Source organism: Gordonia sp. AC31, from assembly GCF_031844505.1.
In the GTDB taxonomy this organism is placed as follows: domain Bacteria; phylum Actinomycetota; class Actinomycetes; order Mycobacteriales; family Mycobacteriaceae; genus Gordonia; species Gordonia hongkongensis.
On the sequence record NZ_JAUZVK010000005.1, the window covers coordinates 220,965 to 237,481 of the forward strand.

15 protein-coding genes are annotated in these 16,517 nt (G+C 67.9%); 10 read left to right on the top strand and 5 right to left on the bottom strand.

Features of this window, described 5'->3' with window-relative positions; translation table 11 throughout:
• Positions 1-187 precede the first annotated feature (187 nt).
• The gene (locus tag Q9R39_RS08570; protein ID WP_311277335.1) at positions 188-1,921 is read right to left on the bottom strand and encodes a PEP-utilizing enzyme; all 1,734 of its coding nucleotides are present in this window, start codon (positions 1,919-1,921) and stop codon (positions 188-190) included.
• 270 nt (positions 1,922-2,191) lie between these two features.
• Here Q9R39_RS08570 and surE point away from each other — a divergent pair, with 270 nt between their 5' ends.
• Positions 2,192-2,992: a 5'/3'-nucleotidase SurE gene (gene surE / locus Q9R39_RS08575; protein WP_058249694.1), complete on the top strand. Its 801-nt coding sequence runs from the start codon at positions 2,192-2,194 to the stop codon at positions 2,990-2,992.
• A gap of 108 nt (positions 2,993-3,100) precedes the next feature.
• Here surE and Q9R39_RS08580 read toward each other — a convergent pair whose 3' ends face one another.
• Together Q9R39_RS08580 and Q9R39_RS08585 are read right to left on the bottom strand one after the other, a co-directional pair.
• Positions 3,101-3,730 (bottom strand): hypothetical protein, encoded by a 630-nt coding sequence (locus Q9R39_RS08580; protein WP_058249693.1) that lies wholly within the window; start codon positions 3,728-3,730, stop codon positions 3,101-3,103.
• Positions 3,727-5,313: an AMP-binding protein gene (locus Q9R39_RS08585; RefSeq protein ID WP_058249692.1), complete on the bottom strand. Its 1,587-nt coding sequence runs from the start codon at positions 5,311-5,313 to the stop codon at positions 3,727-3,729. The genes Q9R39_RS08580 and Q9R39_RS08585 overlap by 4 nt, the downstream gene beginning before the upstream one ends.
• Before the next feature lie 165 nt (positions 5,314-5,478).
• Between Q9R39_RS08585 and Q9R39_RS08590 the strand changes: the two genes are divergently transcribed.
• Genes Q9R39_RS08590 through Q9R39_RS08615 form a run of 6 tightly spaced genes read left to right on the top strand, consistent with a single transcriptional unit; the run spans position 5,479 to position 12,187 of the window.
• Positions 5,479-6,678, top strand: a complete 1,200-nt coding sequence (locus tag Q9R39_RS08590) for a cytochrome P450 (protein ID WP_058249691.1) — start codon at positions 5,479-5,481, stop codon at positions 6,676-6,678.
• Positions 6,675-8,129 (top strand): aldehyde dehydrogenase family protein, encoded by a 1,455-nt coding sequence (locus Q9R39_RS08595; protein WP_058249690.1) that lies wholly within the window; start codon positions 6,675-6,677, stop codon positions 8,127-8,129. The genes Q9R39_RS08590 and Q9R39_RS08595 overlap by 4 nt, the downstream gene beginning before the upstream one ends.
• Complete coding sequence (locus Q9R39_RS08600) at positions 8,126-8,953, top strand: SDR family oxidoreductase (protein WP_058249689.1); 828 nt, start codon at positions 8,126-8,128, stop codon at positions 8,951-8,953. The genes Q9R39_RS08595 and Q9R39_RS08600 overlap by 4 nt, the downstream gene beginning before the upstream one ends.
• A gap of 11 nt (positions 8,954-8,964) precedes the next feature.
• A complete protein-coding gene (locus Q9R39_RS08605; RefSeq protein WP_058249688.1) occupies positions 8,965-10,443 on the top strand; it encodes a pyruvate, phosphate dikinase in 1,479 nt (492 codons plus the stop codon).
• On the top strand, positions 10,443-11,156 hold the full coding sequence (locus tag Q9R39_RS08610; protein WP_058249687.1) for a TetR/AcrR family transcriptional regulator: 714 nt from the start codon (positions 10,443-10,445) through the stop codon (positions 11,154-11,156). The genes Q9R39_RS08605 and Q9R39_RS08610 overlap by 1 nt, the downstream gene beginning before the upstream one ends.
• A complete protein-coding gene (locus Q9R39_RS08615) occupies positions 11,153-12,187 on the top strand; it encodes a ferredoxin--NADP reductase (protein WP_058249686.1) in 1,035 nt (344 codons plus the stop codon). Before Q9R39_RS08610 ends, Q9R39_RS08615 begins: the two co-directional genes overlap by 4 nt.
• Here Q9R39_RS08615 and Q9R39_RS08620 read toward each other — a convergent pair whose 3' ends face one another.
• Both Q9R39_RS08620 and Q9R39_RS08625 read right to left on the bottom strand, forming a co-directional pair.
• Positions 12,188-12,601 (bottom strand): cupin domain-containing protein, encoded by a 414-nt coding sequence (locus tag Q9R39_RS08620; protein WP_058249941.1) that lies wholly within the window; start codon positions 12,599-12,601, stop codon positions 12,188-12,190. It lies immediately after the preceding gene.
• Between the two features lie 38 nt (positions 12,602-12,639).
• The gene (locus Q9R39_RS08625; RefSeq protein WP_311277336.1) at positions 12,640-13,659 is read right to left on the bottom strand and encodes a zinc-dependent alcohol dehydrogenase family protein; all 1,020 of its coding nucleotides are present in this window, start codon (positions 13,657-13,659) and stop codon (positions 12,640-12,642) included.
• 171 nt (positions 13,660-13,830) lie between these two features.
• Between Q9R39_RS08625 and Q9R39_RS08630 the strand changes: the two genes are divergently transcribed.
• The 3 genes from Q9R39_RS08630 (at position 13,831) to Q9R39_RS08640 (ending at position 16,517) form a co-directional block, all read left to right on the top strand.
• A complete protein-coding gene (locus Q9R39_RS08630) occupies positions 13,831-14,697 on the top strand; it encodes a helix-turn-helix transcriptional regulator (RefSeq protein WP_159371534.1) in 867 nt (288 codons plus the stop codon).
• A 130-nt stretch (positions 14,698-14,827) separates the two neighbouring features.
• Positions 14,828-15,238 carry a globin domain-containing protein gene (locus Q9R39_RS08635; RefSeq protein ID WP_083229368.1) on the top strand — a complete coding sequence of 137 codons (411 nt, stop codon included), beginning with the start codon at positions 14,828-14,830 and terminating at the stop codon, positions 15,236-15,238.
• A 109-nt stretch (positions 15,239-15,347) separates the two neighbouring features.
• Complete coding sequence (locus Q9R39_RS08640; RefSeq protein WP_068970802.1) at positions 15,348-16,517, top strand: LLM class flavin-dependent oxidoreductase; 1,170 nt, start codon at positions 15,348-15,350, stop codon at positions 16,515-16,517.

A 16,517-nucleotide genomic window follows, 5' to 3' on the forward strand; every position in this document is an offset into this window, starting at 1 on the left:
TTCGTTGACGCGCAGACCGACGCCGGGTTCGGCGTCTTAACATGGAGATGGTCGGCGCGGGACCGACCGGCACGATGCCCACGGCGAAGCAAGTCGGGCGATCGCGGCGGGTGCGCCGAATGGAGCGGCCGGCCCCGAGGGGTTGGGCCCTCTCGGGGCCGGCCGAGTCGAATTCCGAGGAGGAACCTCAGAGGAGAGTGACGGTGCCTGCGGTGCCGTCGACCTCGACGGTCGCGCCGTCGGTGATGCGCCGTGTTGCCTCGGTGGCCGACACGACGCACGGGATGCCGAGTTCGCGGCTCACGATCGCGGCATGCGAGAAGGGAGCGCCCACGTCCACGACGACCGCCGCCGCGGTGACGAACAGCGGCGTCCACGACGGATCGGTGATCGGCGCGATGAGAATGTCGCCGGGCTCGAGGGCCGACGGGTCGGCGGCCTCGGTCAGCACCCGCGCCCTTCCGCGCGCGACACCTCCACACGCGGGGACACCGGTGATGGTGTCGCCGGCGGAGGCTGCGAAAACGTTGGACTCCGACCGCAGCGGCCACTCCGAGACCGGCGGCGGGGTGCCGTCGACGACGAACGGCGGGGTGCGGTCGAACAGGTCCAGGTACCCCTTTTCGCGTTCGACGAGGGTGTCGCGGTACGACGCCGGGTCGTCGAGGAAACTCGCCAGCTCGTCGGCGAAGAGCATGAAGATCTGACGTGGCGCGTCAATCGCACCCCGGTCCGCGAAGCGACGGCCGAGTTCCAGTGCGGGCAGGCGCAATTCGTGAATCAGCATCGCCGCTGTCGTGCGACCACGTTCGCGGCCGCGCATCCACAGTGCCGACGCGTTCAGCACTGCCTCGAAGTGGCCTACGGTCTCGGCGTCGCCGGCGAGAATCTCCCGGATCGCCGCCGCGGCGGCGTCACGCTGCGCGGACCGCTGTGCCGACTTGGCCTCTGGCGCTTCCTCATCCGGAACGTCGCGCATCGTCTCGATCGTCGCGAGGGCGAGGTCGGGGTCGACGCCCCATGTGATCGCGCGGATCTCCCACTCAGCAGGTCCACGGAAGTCCCAGTCGGCGAGGAACGCATCCAACTGCGCGGTGAAGGCGCCGACCGCCTGCGACTCCGAGGCCTTGAGCTTGGCGTAGAGCCCCTTGGTGCCGGCATCGAATAGGGCTGCGACATCGGGATGCTGAGCCTGACGGCTCAGTTCCCACATCCGCAGCGAGGGGCCTGCGGAGTCGACGTTGCCCAGGCCGGCCACCAGGGTGAGTGCCTGTTCCGGTTTGCCAACCGCCTCCGCCAGCTGCGCGATGGCACCGAGTCCGACACCGCACTTCAGGCTGGCCTCGATGTGGTGCTTGAAGAGCCGACGAAGCAGGGTCTCGAACGAGTTCATCCGCTCGACGAGTTCGCCGTCCGACAGCTGTGTCAGGTCCGGTCGCGTGCGGCGGATCTCGTCGACCTCGTCGCGATCGACGTCGTATGCGGCCAGGTCGGTCGCGCCGAGCACCTGCTCGTTGAGCCAGGCACCGGCTTTCGCCTCGTACTCGGCGTTCTCGTCGAAGTCGCGCTTCTCGCTCTCGTAACTCGGGATGCCGGGCATGTCCCCGAAGTACTGCAGATCGACGGCCTCGGCGCTCATACCGGGAACGCGCACGCCGAACAGCCGCATCAACGACATGTTGATGTAGAGGTAGCTGCCGAAGGCCGGGAGGATGTTGAAGGCCACTGCGTCGTCGTAGAGGTCGTCGTCCCAGACGCCGCACGCCACGAACGCGTCGCGCCATCCGGGTTCCAGCGTGTGCTGGAACCCGAGGGACGCGTTCAACGGGGTGATCGGGTCCGGGAAGATCTCGCCGACGTTGGCGCGGGAGTACAGGGGGAACAGTTTCGAGGTCTCATTCGAGATCGGCCAGGCGGTCATGTCCGGCGTCCTTCCAGTTGGTCATGAGCGAGCGGCCGAGTCCTCGGCCCGCTTCCGCATCTCGTAACCACAAGTTCGTGGTTAGCGAACGCTGCGTCACATTATTGTGTGACCCCACCCACGTTGTCAACCATTCGAGTCGCGAACACAAGGTTCTGTGCACGTCTTTTACCTCCAGTGCGCGACCGTGGCTGGACATATATGTGATGGGTGAGTCACTATTCATCCAGACGGCGCGGTACCGGACGGGCTGTCGGGAGGAGAGTTCAGATGCGTGTGCTGGTCACCAACGACGACGGCTACGACGCCGATGGGTTGATCGCGGTGGCCACGGCGCTGATCTCCGCCGGACACGACGTAGTCGTCGGCGCGCCGAGCTCCGAGCGGAGCGGTAGCGGGAGTTCCCTGGGCACGATCGAGGACGGCGCACTGATCGCCACGACCGAACACCGCCTCCCCGATCTCGGCGACACCCCGGTCTTCGCTCTCGACTGTCCGCCTGCGTTGACCGCGGTGGCTTTCTGCGCCGGCGCCTTCGGGCCGCCGCCCGAGCTCGTCGTCAGCGGGATCAACGAAGGCCACAACACCGGGCGGTCGATCCTGTTCTCGAGCACGGTGGGCGCCGTGCTGGCCGCGCGAGTGGCGGGTGTCAGCGGCGTCGCGGTCAGTTGCGGGTTCGCCCCACACCACCGCTATGACACCGCGGCAGCGGTGACCGAGCGCGTCGTCGGATGGATGGCCGAAACCCCTGCCGCCCCGATGACGTTGAACGTCAACGTTCCCGACGTCAACTTCACCGCACTGCGCGGCATCCGGGTGTCCGCACTGGCGAGCCGGAGCATGTTCACCTTGCGGCTGTCCCGCACCGAGAGCGGCCTGCTGATCAATCGCGAGGAGCGGCAGAGCGGGTTCCGCGACGGCACCGACAGCGCCGCAGTGGCGGACGGGTATGTCTCGGTGACCACTCTGCGCGGGGTCGTAGCGGACAACGACTCCCTGGGTGACGCGGAAACCGCACTGCGACAGGCGATCACGCGGGACGACGAGGTCGGGCTCGCGCAACTGCGCTGACCCACCGGCGACAGAAAGCCGACTCACCGCGAAAGACGTTCGAGCCGCCCGGCATCGGATGACGGGCGGCTCTGGCGTCGTGATGTTACGAAGAACCCTGCCAGGCCCTCACTCGTCACCCGCGCCACGCTGGTGACCCGAGGTCAGCAGCAGATCCTGGTGTAGTTCCATCCAGATGTCGTGGTAGCTGTCGTACATCGGGCGCGCGAATGCGGCGGTGTCCCCGCCGTGGACCTTCTCCAGCGCCGCCGACAGCCGACCCCGGTAGCGGCCGAGTCGCGGGATCTCGGCGCCGACCTCGTCGAGCGCCTGCGCGATCCGGTGATGAATCCGGTCCAGATCGGCGATGACGGATGCGTCGTAGTTGGCATCGGCGTGATCGTTGGGGGTCTCGTCCGGGCGGATCTGCCACGAGGCGCACACCTTCTTGAAATCGCCGTTGATCTGCCCGAAGCCCTCGTGAAAGGTGTCCACCGCAGCACGTTCGGATTCGTTCAACGGGAACTCCGCGGACAGGCGCCCGTGCTCGGCCTTCCCGGCCGGGGTGATCATGGTCCCCGAGATCCGGCCGCCCTCGCGACGCATCACGAATCCGGCGTCGGCGAGCTCCCCGACGATTGCGTCGCGCGTGTCCGCGTCGAGCCCGGTCAGCGCGGTCAGGGTGTCGTCGGTCGCGAGCCCCTTCACCTTGAGGGCATGCAGCACGTCGAAGTGGGCGGTGGAGGTCTCGGTCGTCATACTCTTTCTCCTTGCTGTGACGGATCTTCGGACATCGTCGAAGTTTCCGGTGCCGTGGGTGTTTCGGTTCGCGGATCGGCCGCGGCCCCGGGGGAGGCGAACCGATCAACGAGCCGCCTTTTGTCGAGCTTGCCAGTGGGTAGGCGCGGTAAGTCGGTGGTGAACTCGACGGACCGGGGCGCCTTGAAGTGCGCCAGGTGTTCGCGCGCATGGGCGATCAGGTCGTCTTCACTCACCGACGCGCCGGGGCGCACCTCGACGACCGCCTTGACCGACTCGCCGAACTCGGCGTCCGGCACCCCGACCACCGCCACGTCGGCGACCGCCGGGTGCGCCAGCAGTGCCGATTCGATCTCCTCGGGATAGATGTTGACCCCGCCGGAGATGATCATGAAACCTCGGCGGCCGACGAGGTAGAGGAATCCGTCATCGTCGAGATACCCGATGTCGCCCATCTGCTTCAACGCCGGTCGTGAGGCCTCGGCCGGCCTGTCGTGGCCGTCGGCGGCCTCGAAACACACCGTGCCCTCGACGCCGGGCCCGACGTCGGCGCCCGTTGAGTCGGTGATGTGCACCCGTGCGGTACCCAAAGGCCGACCGACCGACCCCGGATGCGACCGGGCGTCCGTCGGCGAGATGTAGGTGTGCCCGTATCCCTCGGATGCGCCGTAGTACTCGTGGAGAACCGGACCCCACCAGTCGAAGATCGCTTCTTTGACATGCGGCGGACAAGGGGCGCCCGAGGTGAAGGCCACCCGATGCCGCGGGGAGAGTGCGATCGACTCCCGGTCGGGCAGGTTCAACAGGCGGATCAGCATGGTCGGCACCCATTGTGAGTGCGTCACACAGTATTCGGTGATCGCTCGCATCGCCACCGCGGCGTCGAACTTCTCCATGCACACGACGGTGCCGCCGGCCGCCAGCGTGATCAGCTGGAAGGTGAACGGCGCCGCGTGATAGTTCGGGGCGGGCGACAGTAGGACCGAGTCGGCTCCGACGCCGAGCTCGTCGACGAGGCCCGAGTGCCGGCGCGGGGCATCCGCGGGATGCACGCCGAGCAGCGGCTGAGCGAACCGCTTCGGCCGTCCGGTGGTTCCGCCGCTGTAGAGCACCCGCGCGCCGAGCAACTCCCGCTCCAAGGGCTCGGACGACTGGTCGGCGAGCGCGTCGGCCAACGCGACACACCCGTCCGCCGGGCCGTCGGCGCACACGATCACGGTCCGATCCAGGTTCTTGTCGCCGACCGCGGCAACGACCTGCGCCGCGAGCGCCGTGCTGGTGACGATGGCAGCCGGGCGGTCCTCCCGGATGAGGGCGGCAAGCTCGGCCGGCTTGAGATGCCAGTTCACCGGCGTCACGTACAGACCGCTGCGCATCCCGGCAGCGACTGCCACGGGCCAGGCCAGACTGTTCTCCAGGACAAGGACGACCGAGTCGCCCGGACGAACGCCGCGCGACCACCAGAATCGAGCGAGTCGGTTCGATCGGCGATCGAGTTCGGCGTAGGTGATGCGCTCCCCCGACCCCGCCATGACATAGGCGACGGCATCGGGGTACGCACGCGCAGTGGACGGTGGGTACACATCACTCCTGTTTGCGAATTAATAGTCGCATTGCCTTCTCGGGCCGCAACCGCCAGTTGCTGCAGGTAGGCAATCTTCGACTTTTGTATTGTTGTGGTTCACAACACACCATAGACTATGGTTTAGTGAAAGTGCAGTCACAAACGAGAGTCCATTGGAGAAGACATGACCATCGCTGACGACATCGACCTGATGGATCTCCGCCCGTTCGCGGCCGGTGTCGATCATGACGTGTTCGCGCGGCTGCGTACCCAGGACCCGTTGCACTGGAACACCGAACCCGACGGGCCGGGGTTCTGGTCGGTGACCCGCTACGAGGACGTCAAGGCCGTGGCCTCCAACGCCGAGGACTTCACCGTCACACAGGGCACGCAGATCGCCAGCCGACGCGCTGAGGGCGAGGGCGCTCGCAGCATCCACCACGTCGATCCGCCCGAGCACGGCAAACTGCGCGGGATCGTCACCCCGCACGTGCGGCCGGTCAAGCTCAAGTCGCTCGAAGGCGACATCGTCGCAGTCATCGACGAGCTGCTCGACGCTCACACCGGCGCAGGCGGCATCGACTTCGTCGCGTCCATAGCCGCGCAGCTCCCGTTGGTGATGATCGGGCGGCTGCTCGGCGCACCGCTCGAGGACTGCCCCAATCTGCTGCGATGGACCAACCAGATGGCCAGTGAGGACCCCGACTACTCCGAGGGCCCGGAGACCGCGGTGGCAGCACGGGACGAGGTCTTCGACTATTTCCGCGGACTGGAGAAGCTGCGTCGCGAATGCCCCGCCGACGATCTCATCAGTGTGCTGACCGCGGCCGAGCTCGACGGCGTACCCCTGTCCCGCGGTTACCTCGACGCCTACTATTTGATCCTCATGGTCGCCGGTAACGAAACAACCCGGAACCTGCTGTCCGGCGGCGTCAACGTCCTCGCCGAGAATCCGCAGTGGTGGGAGTTCATGCGCGAGAACCCCGCCAAGATCAGGGTGGTCGTCGAGGAGATGGTCCGCTGGGTCTCGCCGGTGCTGTCGATGCGCCGTACCGCCACCCGCGACATCGAGATGCACGGCAAGACAATCCGCGAGGGAGACAAGGTCGTGATGTGGTTCTGCTCGGCCAACCGCGACGAGCGCACCTTCGACGACCCGGAGACATTCATCGGCAACCGGTTCCCCAACGAGCACCTCGGCTTCGGATGGGGCGCGCACGCCTGCCTCGGCTCCAACCTCGCGCGCCTGGAGGCACGTCTGTTCTTCACCCGCCTCGTAGAGCGCGGACTCGGCATCACCGTCCTCGATGCGCCGAACCGGTTGCAGAGCAACTTCTTCCGTGGCATCAAGACTCTTCCGGTCCGAATCGAGGCCACTCGATGAGCGCGATCGGCGAACTGGCCGGGATCACCGGCCTCGGGACCGGGCCGGCCGCCCTGATCGGAGACCGGGATCTCGCCGACGGCGCCCCGATCCCGGTGATCAACCCGTTCACCGACCAGGAGATCGGTGCGACCCGTGAAGCCGGGAAGGACATCGTCGACGAGGCGGTGGCCGCCGCGGCGGACGCCCTGCCGGCGTGGGCACAGATGCCGCCGGCGCAGCGAGCCGCCGTCCTGCGGGCGACCGCCGATCTCATCGATCGACGCGGCGACCGGATCGCGGCACTGGTGACCGCCGAAATGGGTATGCCCACCACGCTTTCCACCGCGACACAGCAGGCGCTGCCGGCGACGGTGCTGCGGGCGACCGCGGACGCGGCCGAGAGCTTCCCCTGGGAGCAGGTCGCCGACGGGGCGATCGTGCGCCGCGTGGCCGGCGGTGTCGTGGCGGCGATCACCCCGTGGAACATGCCGGTGCATCAGATCATCGCGAAGGTCGCGGCCGCACTCGCCGCGGGCTGCACCGTCGTTCTCAAACCCGCCGAGGCAACCCCTTTCGACGCCGCCCTCGTCCGCGGGTGCTTCATCGACGCGGGCCTCCCCGCGGGTGCCTTCGCCATCGTCAACGGCACCGGACCGGTCACCGGCCAGGCTCTCGCCGCGCACCCGGACATCGCCCACGTGTCGTTCACCGGCAGCGTCCGCGGTGGCAAGGCTGTCGCCGCAGCGGCCGCGGAGTCGCTGGCACGCACCACACTCGAACTCGGCGGCAAATCCCCCGCCGTTGTCCTACCCGACGCCGACCTCGACGCCGTGGTGCCGCGCATTTTGGCGTCCGGGTTGGTCAATTCCGGCCAGGCGTGCAACGCCACCAGTAGGCTCGTGGTGCCCGCCGCACACGCCGACCGCATCGAGCCCCTGATCGACGCCGCACTCGGACGATTCGTGTTCGGCGACCCGACCGCGCTGGACACCACTCACGGTCCGCTCGCCTCCGCGGCGCACGCGCGACGAGTTCTCGACCGCATCGATGAGGCACGCCGGGTCGGCGCCCGGGTGATCGCCGGTACCGGACAGCGTCTCGGCATCGGCGACTCCCGTTCGTTCGTCTCCCCCATCGTCTTCGGCGATCTCGACCCCACCGCCGCCGCGGTCCGCGAGGAGATCTTCGGCCCCGTACTGGTGGTGCAGTACTACCGCGACGTCACCGAGGCGATCACGCTGGCCAACGACAGCCAGTACGGCCTGTCGGCCGAGGTGTGGTCCGCCGACCGAGATCATGCCCTGGAAGTCGCAACCCAGTTGGAAGTCGGCCAGGTCAAGGTCAACGGTGTACGCACCCGCGAACGGCCGGCCGTGCCCTTCGGGGGACTCAGAAACTCGGGCTACGGACGTGAGCTGGGCAGTGCGGGCATCGCCGAGTTCACCGAGATCCAGGCGGTGATGGCATGACACGTCCGACACCCGCCGCACGCACCGTGGCCGTCACCGGAGCCGCCTCGGGCATCGGCCTCGCGCTGGTACAACGACTTCTCGATCGGGCACCCGGCACGCGAGTAGTCGCCATCGACATCGCCCGCTGCCCGGACGACCGCGCCCACTCGGTTCTCACAGACCTGTCCGACTTGGAAGCGGTTGCAGCACTTGAGCTGCCCGACCACATCGACGCGCTGGCCAATGTCGCCGGGGTCCCCGGCACCGCCCCGGCGGAGACGGTCCTGGCGGTCAACACCCTGGGTCTGCGGGCCCTGACGTTCCGTGCACTCGAGCGGATGTCCGCGGGCGGCGCCGTCGTCAACGTCGCCTCGATCGCGGCGCACCGGAACACGCTGACACACGACGACATCGTCGGCCTGCTCGCCGTACGGGATCGAGAAGAACTGCGCGCCTGGCTGTCCCGGGTGCAGATCGACGGCCCCGCGGCCTACGACACCTCCAAGCGCGCGGTCGTCGACTGGACGGTCGCACTGTCGGCGTCGTTGCAGTCCCGAGGGATTCGGGCACTGTCGGTCAGTCCCGGCCCGACCGACACCCCAATCCTGTCGGATTTCGAACAGTCGATGGGCGCGGAGGCCATCGCGCGATCGGCGTCGATGGTCGGCCGTCACGGCACGGCGGCCGAGTCGGCGTCGGTGATTGACTTCCTGCTCAGCCCGGATGCCGCCTGGGTCAACGGCATCGACGTGCCCGTCGAGGGCGGTCTCACCGCACTGCGCGCCGCAGCCATCCCCCTTCCCCTCTCTCGACCCCGCGCCCGGGTCGACATCGCCGAGTGAAAGGCCCACTGATGACCACACCCGCTGTCCTCGCACTGGACGGAACCGCGCCGGCCGATCGAGAGCTGCTCGGCGGCAAGGCCTACAGCGTGAACCGCATGCGGTCGCTGGGATTGCCGGTCCCGCCGGCCTTCGCCATCACCACGCCCGTCTGCGCCCAGTTCACCGAAGGAGGCGGTCAGCTTCCCATTCACGTCTGGGAGGGGGTACTCGGCCAGCTCCGCGTCTTGGAGCAGCAGACCGGAAAGCTATTCGGCGCCGGTCCGTTTCCGTTGCTCGTATCGGTGCGCTCGGGCGCTGCCCAGAGCATGCCCGGCATGATGGACACCGTGCTCAACCTCGGTCTCACCCGCGAGCTGACCGCCCAGCTCGCCGAGGCGACCGGCGACCCCGACTGGGCGCTCGACACCTGGGAGCGGTTCTGCGCCGGGTACGGCGAGATCGTGCTCGGCGACGCCACCGCGGCACCACCCGCCGATCCGTATGACCAGCTGCGCGAGGCGATCGGTGCCGTGTTCGGTTCGTGGAGCAACGAACGCGTCGCCGCCTACCGGCGTCACCACGGACTGGGTGAGGGTGGCGGCACCGCGGTGACCGTCCAGGCCATGGTGTTCGGCAACCGTGACGATCAGTCCGGGACCGGCGTGGTGTTCAGCCGCGACCCGGCCACCGGCGCACCCGAGCTGTTCGGCGAATGGCTCGCCCGGGCACAGGGCGAGGACGTCGTCTCCGGCGAGCGGACACCCGAGAGCATCGACTCCTTCCGGACCCACTCGCCCCACCTGCACGCCGAACTCGCCACCATCGCGAAAACGCTCGAGAACGAACACCGCGATCTCGTCGACATCGAGTTCACGGTCGAGAGCGGCACGTTGTACATGCTGCAGTGCCGCTCGGGAAAGCGCTCCGCGCGTGCCGCGGTCCGCATCGCCGTCGACCTCGTCCGCGAGGGACTCATCAGCCGGGACGACGCCATCGGGCGTATCAGCGCCGAGCAGGCGAAGTCGTTGTCGCAGAACAACTCGGCGGACATCTCCGCCGACGTGCTCGCCACCGGCACGGGCGCCGGGCCCGGCGCCGCGGTCGGTGTCGTGTACACCGACACCGACGACGCGTGTGCCGCCGCGACCCGCGGCGAGCGCGTCGTCCTCGTCCGTCCCTCCACGTCGCCGGCCGATGTGCCCGCGATGTTCGACTCCGTGGCGGTAGTCACCGAGGTCGGCGGCACCACGTCGCACGCAGCCCTGGTCTGCCGCGAGATCGGAGTGCCGTGCGTGGTCGGGTGCGGCACCGGGCTGACCGGCACCCTCGCCGGGCAGACTGTCACCGTCGACGGGTCGACCGGAAAGATCTACGCCGGTAACGCTCTCGGTGCCGAGCAGTCCGTCGACGAGCACGTCGAGGAGCTGCTGTCGTATCTGCCCGAGGCGCTCCCGGCCGAGCATCCACTGGCCCAGCTGATGACCGCACGATCTCTGCAGGGGGCCTGATGAGCACCGACACCGGACCGGACGCACACACGCACGACGGGATCGACGCGGCCTACTCGGCGGCCGGTTTGCTCGACCACACCGCGGCCCCGGCCAAACGGGCGAACAAGCGCGGTGAGCAGACGCGCGACAAACTGGTCAAGGCAGCCACCGAGTGCTTCACCGAGTACGGATACACCCGCACCCGGATCTCCGACATCACGCACCGCGCCGAGATCTCCCAGGGCAACTTCTATCGTCATTTCGTCAGCCTCGACGACATCTTCCTCGCCGCGCTCCGACCGTCCCTGCTGGAACTGGCGAACGCACGACTGCGTCCCGATCGCGCCCAGGGCGAATTGCAGTCGCTGATCGAGGTCAACACCACCTATCTGCAGGCCTATGCCCGCAGCCGACACATGCTGCGACTGCTCCGTGAGGCGGCGGCGGCCAGCGAGAACCGGGGATTCCAGCAGCTCTGGCTCAATCTGCGGGGCGACTTCGTGCGGCGCACCGAACGCTGGCTCGACCGGCTCGTCGCCAACGGCACCATCGAGGCCTGCGACACCGAGCTGCTCGCCGAGACCCTGGGTTGCGCCACCGAACAGATGGCCTACATCCACGTCGGCCTGCCGGCCAGCACACCGCGACGCGAACGCCTCGAGGCACTCGGCACCGCGCTCGGCGAACTCTGGTACCGCGTTCTCCCGCTCACCTCCAGGACCACGGCATGACCCGCTCCGTCACCTCGACCGTCGAGCGCACCCTCGGGGTCGACGTGACCGTCACCGCGGTGCGCGACGAGACGTCGGAGGCACGCACGATCGTGCTGGACTTCCCCGCGGGCACCGACTATCGGCCCGGACAGTTCGTCACCGTGCGCATCCCGAGCGAGCGCACCGGCTCCGTTGCGCGCAGCTATTCGCTGTCGACCGCGCCGGGGGTGGACGCCGCCCCGGCGATCACCGTCAAGCGAACCCGAGACGGCTATGGATCGAACTGGTTGTGCGACAACGCCGAACCCGGCCTGACCCTGCACGTCATCCCGCCATCGGGGGTTTTCACGCCGCACTCCTGGGCGCACCCGTTGTACCTGTTCGCGGCCGGCAGCGGCGTGACGCCGGTGATGTCGATCCTGCGCTCGGCCCTCGAATCCCACGACACGACGGTGACCCTGTTCTACGCCAACCGCGACCGCGAGTCGACGATCTTCGCCGAGGCGATCGACGGGCTGGCCGAGCGTCATCCCGGGCGGTTGAGGGTGCATCACTGGCTGGAGGCCGACCGGGGGTTACCCACCACGGACGCGATCGGCGACGTGGTCGCCGGCGTCGGTGACTGCGAGGCCTTCATCTGCGGTCCGGCGCCGTTCATGGACCTCGTCGAGCACACCCTCGGCGAGCGTGGACTGCAGCACGAGGCGATTCATGTCGAGAGGTACGTGTCGTTGACCGGCGACCCGTTCACCCTCACGACACACGACGACGAGCCCGACGCCCACGAGGTCACCGTGCACATCGACGGTGACGTCCGCGCGGTCCGCTGCGGTTCGGACACCGTGCTGCTCGACGCACTGCTCGCCGCCGACGTCGACGCGCCGTACTCCTGCCGGGAAGGTGACTGCGGGTCGTGTGTGGCCCGCCTGACCGCAGGCGACGTCGACCACGGCAACGGCATCGCGTTGGAACCCGAGGACATCGACGAGGGCTACCTGCTGACGTGTCAGGCGACCCCGAAGGGCCCGGTCGTCATCGAGTTCGACTGATCAGATCCCGAGATCCGGCGCCTGCGAGCACTCCTCGTCGGTGACCGGTTGCAGCCACTGCACGACATCGTGGTCGTCGTCGCCCTCGTTGATCGCGAGGTGGACCATCAGGCGGGTGGGGGCGGCTCCGTGCCAGTGCTCCTCGTCGGCTTCGAAGAGGACGCGATCGCCGGGGCGGATGACCTCGATGGGGCCACCGCGCCGCTGGCACAGGCCGATTCCCTCGGTGACGAAGACCGTCTGGCTGAGCGGGTGCCGGTGCCAGTGCGTCCGCGCCCCCGGCATGAAATGGACGAGGCTTGCCGACACCCGGGACGGCGGTGGCGAGGCGGCCGCCGCATCGATGTAGACGTCGCCGGTGAACCAGTCTGCGGGTCCTTTGACGGTGCCGATGGAACTGCGAGTGATCTTCATGCTGAACACCTTTCGTTTGCCGTGGGTACCGACCGAGGTCAGACGGTGAGCAGTACCTTGGTCGCGCGGCGCTCGTCCATGGCGCGGTATCCCTCGGCGGCGTCGTCGAGCGGGAGGGTGAGGTCGAAGACCTTGCCGGGATCGATCTCTCGTTTCCAGATCAGGTCGATCAGGTCGGGGAGGAAGCGTCGGACCGGGGCGGGCCCGCCGTGCAGGTGGACGCCGGAGAAGAACAGCTCCAGGCCGGGGAGTTCGACGTCGTGCGAGACACCGACGTAGCCCACATGGCCACCGGGCCGGGTCGACCGGATGGCCTGCATCATCGACTCCTGCGTGCCGACGGCTTCGATGACCGAATGCGCGCCGAGACCGTCGGTGAGTTCCTTGATCCGCGCCACGCCCTCGTCGCCACGTTCGGCCACGATGTCGGTCGCCCCGAAGTCGCGCGCGAGCGCCTGGCGGTCCGCGTGGCGACTCATCGCGATGATGCGGTCCGCGCCCAACTGCTTCGCGGCCAGCACACCGAGCAGCCCGACCGCGCCGTCGCCGACGACGGCCACGGTCTTACCCGGACCCACCTCAGCCGCCACGGCACCGAACCAACCGGTTCCCAGGACGTCGGACGCGGCCAGCAGCGACGGGATGAGGTCGGCATCCGGCTGGCCGGGAGTCGCGACGAGCGTGCCGTCGGCGTGCGGAATCCGGGCGTATTCGGCCTGCGTACCGAGGGCGCCCATCGGCTCGGCGTGCACACACCGGGACTGGTAGCCGGCACGGCAGATCTCGCACGTGTTGTCCGAGGCGAAGAACGAACCCACCACGAAGTCGCCCACCCTGATCGACGACACCTGGTCGCCGACCTCGGTGACGGTGCCGACGTACTCGTGGCCCATCGGCGCGTGATCGACGTCTTCGATGCCGCGGTACGGCCACAGATCCGACCCGCAGACGCAGGTCGCGGCGACCTTGATGATCGCGTCGGTCGGTTCCTGGATGGTCGGGTTCTCGCGATCGTCCACCCGGATGGTGCCGGGGGCATCCATGATCACTCCGCGCATGTGTTCTCCTCGTCAGTCGGTTCCGCCACCTGCTCGCCTCACGAGGCGAGCACGACGGCAGATGCGGTCACCCATCAAGGCAACCGCATATATCGCATACGCGACAGTTCCTACCGGGAGGTGTACTGACAGGGCACCCCTGGAGGCCGCCGCCCGTCCTACGCTGGGCGTATGGACAACCGTGCCGAGGTTCGCGAGTTCCTCATGTCGCGCCGCGCGAAGATCACGCCCGAGACCGCAGGGCTCCCGGCCGGCGGTAATCGCCGCGTGCCCGGTCTCCGACGCAGCGAGGTCGCGACCCTCGCCGGGGTGAGCGTCGAGTATTACTCCCGCCTGGAACGGGGCACGATCGCCGGCGCGTCGTCGTCGGTCCTCGAATCGCTCGCCAGGGCATTGCAACTCGACGACACCGAGCGCGCCCACCTTCTCGACCTCGCCCGGGCCGCCGACGGGATACCCGCCTCCGGACGCACGAGGCGTCGTTCGGGGAAGGCCACGGCCTCGCGCCACAGCCTGACCTGGGCACTCGACGCCATCACCGACGCCGTCGCCTTCGTGCGCGACTCACATCAGGACCTGCTGGCCACCAACGCCCTCGGTCGCGCCTTCTACTCGCCGGTCATCGGCGACGGCGGGCGCACGCCGAATCTGGCCCGTTTCCAGTTCCTCGACCCGGCCAGTCGTGACTTCTACCCGGACTGGGACCTGTTCGCCGAGATGTGCGTCGCCATCATGCGGGCCGAGGCGGGACGCGATCCGCACGACAAGGCGCTCCAGGATCTTGTGGGTGAATTGTCCACGCGCAGCGACACTTTCCGCACCCTCTGGGCCGCGCACAACGTCCGGACACACGGCACCGGGACGAAACGCTTCCACCACCCGGTGGTCGGCGAACTGACCCTGGCCTACGAGGAACTCGCCGTCACCGCCGATCCCGGGACGATCCTGATGATCTACGCCGCCGAGCCCGGCTCCCCCAGCGCGGAACGCCTTCGATTGCTCGCTTCCTACGCGGCCAGCGAGGTCGCCGGCCTCTGAGTCACGTCAGCCTGATCTGTGCCGGTCCGGCCATTCCGCTGTGCGAGGGCCTACGTCGTGCTAGATGTGACAGAGATACAAGAAATGTTTCATTGCTACATCGCACGATTCCGACGAGGTGCAGCCCCCCGTGTTGAACCCAGAGGTATTGCAGGACAGCCTTTCCCTGGTCATTGACGACGAACAGAAGTTGATGCGCGACTTCTACGACCGATTGTTCGCCGAACATCCGGAGGTCCGGCTGATGTTCGGCGCCGACCTCCGACCACAGGCCACGATGCTGCAGCAGGCCATAGCCGCGGTCCTCGACCACCTCGACGACGCCGAGTGGCTCGGCCGCACACTCGGCGCGCTGGGACGCCGGCACAACGACCTCGGCGTGACGCCCGAGATGTACGACTGGGTGGCCGGTGCGCTCATCGCGACGATGGCCGAGCGCGGCGGCGCGGAGTGGACCGACGAGATGACCGCCGCCTGGACCGACGCTCTCGGTGCGGTCGCCGGCCTGATGCTCGACGCGTATCCGGCCGTCGCCGACTGAACCGGGGCGGCCGGTCGCCGCCACCGAATGTCTACTTTTGCGGACTTATCTCGCTGTGTCCTGAGTCATAGCTTCTGATGTGTACCTCCCACGTCACACAGGAGTTCCGATGACCAGACTGAAGTTCGGCACGTTCCTCGCCCCGATCCACGAACCGGGACAGAACCCGACGCTGCTGCTGCAGCGGGATCTCGAATTCGTCCAGTACCTCGAGCAATTGGGATACGACGAGGCGTGGTTCGGCGAGCATCATTCCGCGGGCGCCGAGATCTACGCGTCGCCCGAGATCATGATCGCGGCCGCAGGAGAACGCACCAGCCGCATCAAACTCGGCACGGGCGTCACCTCGGTCTCGTACCACAACCCGCTTTGGGCGGCCGAGCGCATGATCATGCTCGATCACCTGACCCGCGGCCGCGCCCTGTTCGGCCTCGGGCCCGGATCGCTCCCGACCGACGCCGCGATGCTCGGCCTCTCCCAGATCGACACCCGGGAGTTGCTCGCGGAGAACACCGACATCATCATGCGCCTCCTCCGCGGCGAGACGGTGACGGCCAAGACCCGCACCCACGAACTGTTCGACGCGAAGATCCAGATGGCCCCCTATTCGGATCCGCTGTTCGACGTCGTGGTCGCCGCGATCGCGTCGCCGACCGGTGCGCGACTCGCCGGCAAGTACGGCATCGGCCTGCTGTCGATCGCGGCCACGCTGACCGCCGACGGTTTCAGTGCACTGCAACATCATTGGGGCCTGCTCGAGGAGTTCGCCGCCCAGTCAGGACGCAGCGACGAGGTGGACCGATCGACCTGGCGTCTGGTCGGGCCCTTCCACATCGCGGAGACCAAGGAGCAGGCCTACCAGGACGTCGAGCACGGCATCGAGTACTGGTTCAACTACCTCCAGCACGTGGCGGCCTTCCCGCAGATGGACGTCCGCGGCACCAACAAGCACGAGATGATCGACTTCATCAACACCTCCGGCATCGGCGTCATCGGCACCGCCGACGAGGCACGTGCACAGGTCCAGCGCCTGATCGACCAGTCCGGCGGTTTCGGCACGCTGCTGATCCAGGGTCACGACTGGGCGAACCCGCAGGCCACCCGACGTTCCTACGAATTGTTCGCCCAGGACGTCATGCCGTATTTCCAGGGGCAGGCGCAACCGATGATCGACGCCGCGGCGCGCGCCCAGGCGGTCCGCGAAGGACAAGCGGCCGAACACGTCAAGGCCGTCGAGCACATGACCAAGAAGTACGAAGCCGAACTGGGACGGGTGTGA

What these genes read in the sequence shown, in the direction of transcription:
- Q9R39_RS08570 (WP_311277335.1), bottom strand. Translation starts at nt 1,921, where the DNA reads ATGACCGCCTGGCCGATCTCGAATGAGACCTCGAAACTGTTCCCCCTG.
- surE (WP_058249694.1), top strand. Translation starts at nt 2,192, where the DNA reads ATGCGTGTGCTGGTCACCAACGACGACGGCTACGACGCCGATGGGTTG.
- Q9R39_RS08580 (WP_058249693.1), bottom strand. Translation starts at nt 3,730, where the DNA reads ATGACGACCGAGACCTCCACCGCCCACTTCGACGTGCTGCATGCCCTC.
- Q9R39_RS08590 (WP_058249691.1), top strand. Translation starts at nt 5,479, where the DNA reads ATGACCATCGCTGACGACATCGACCTGATGGATCTCCGCCCGTTCGCG.
- Q9R39_RS08595 (WP_058249690.1), top strand. Translation starts at nt 6,675, where the DNA reads ATGAGCGCGATCGGCGAACTGGCCGGGATCACCGGCCTCGGGACCGGG.
- Q9R39_RS08600 (WP_058249689.1), top strand. Translation starts at nt 8,126, where the DNA reads ATGACACGTCCGACACCCGCCGCACGCACCGTGGCCGTCACCGGAGCC.
- Q9R39_RS08605 (WP_058249688.1), top strand. Translation starts at nt 8,965, where the DNA reads ATGACCACACCCGCTGTCCTCGCACTGGACGGAACCGCGCCGGCCGAT.
- Q9R39_RS08610 (WP_058249687.1), top strand. Translation starts at nt 10,443, where the DNA reads ATGAGCACCGACACCGGACCGGACGCACACACGCACGACGGGATCGAC.
- Q9R39_RS08615 (WP_058249686.1), top strand. Translation starts at nt 11,153, where the DNA reads ATGACCCGCTCCGTCACCTCGACCGTCGAGCGCACCCTCGGGGTCGAC.
- Q9R39_RS08620 (WP_058249941.1), bottom strand. Translation starts at nt 12,601, where the DNA reads ATGAAGATCACTCGCAGTTCCATCGGCACCGTCAAAGGACCCGCAGAC.
- Q9R39_RS08625 (WP_311277336.1), bottom strand. Translation starts at nt 13,659, where the DNA reads ATGCGCGGAGTGATCATGGATGCCCCCGGCACCATCCGGGTGGACGAT.
- Q9R39_RS08630 (WP_159371534.1), top strand. Translation starts at nt 13,831, where the DNA reads ATGGACAACCGTGCCGAGGTTCGCGAGTTCCTCATGTCGCGCCGCGCG.
- Q9R39_RS08640 (WP_068970802.1), top strand. Translation starts at nt 15,348, where the DNA reads ATGACCAGACTGAAGTTCGGCACGTTCCTCGCCCCGATCCACGAACCG.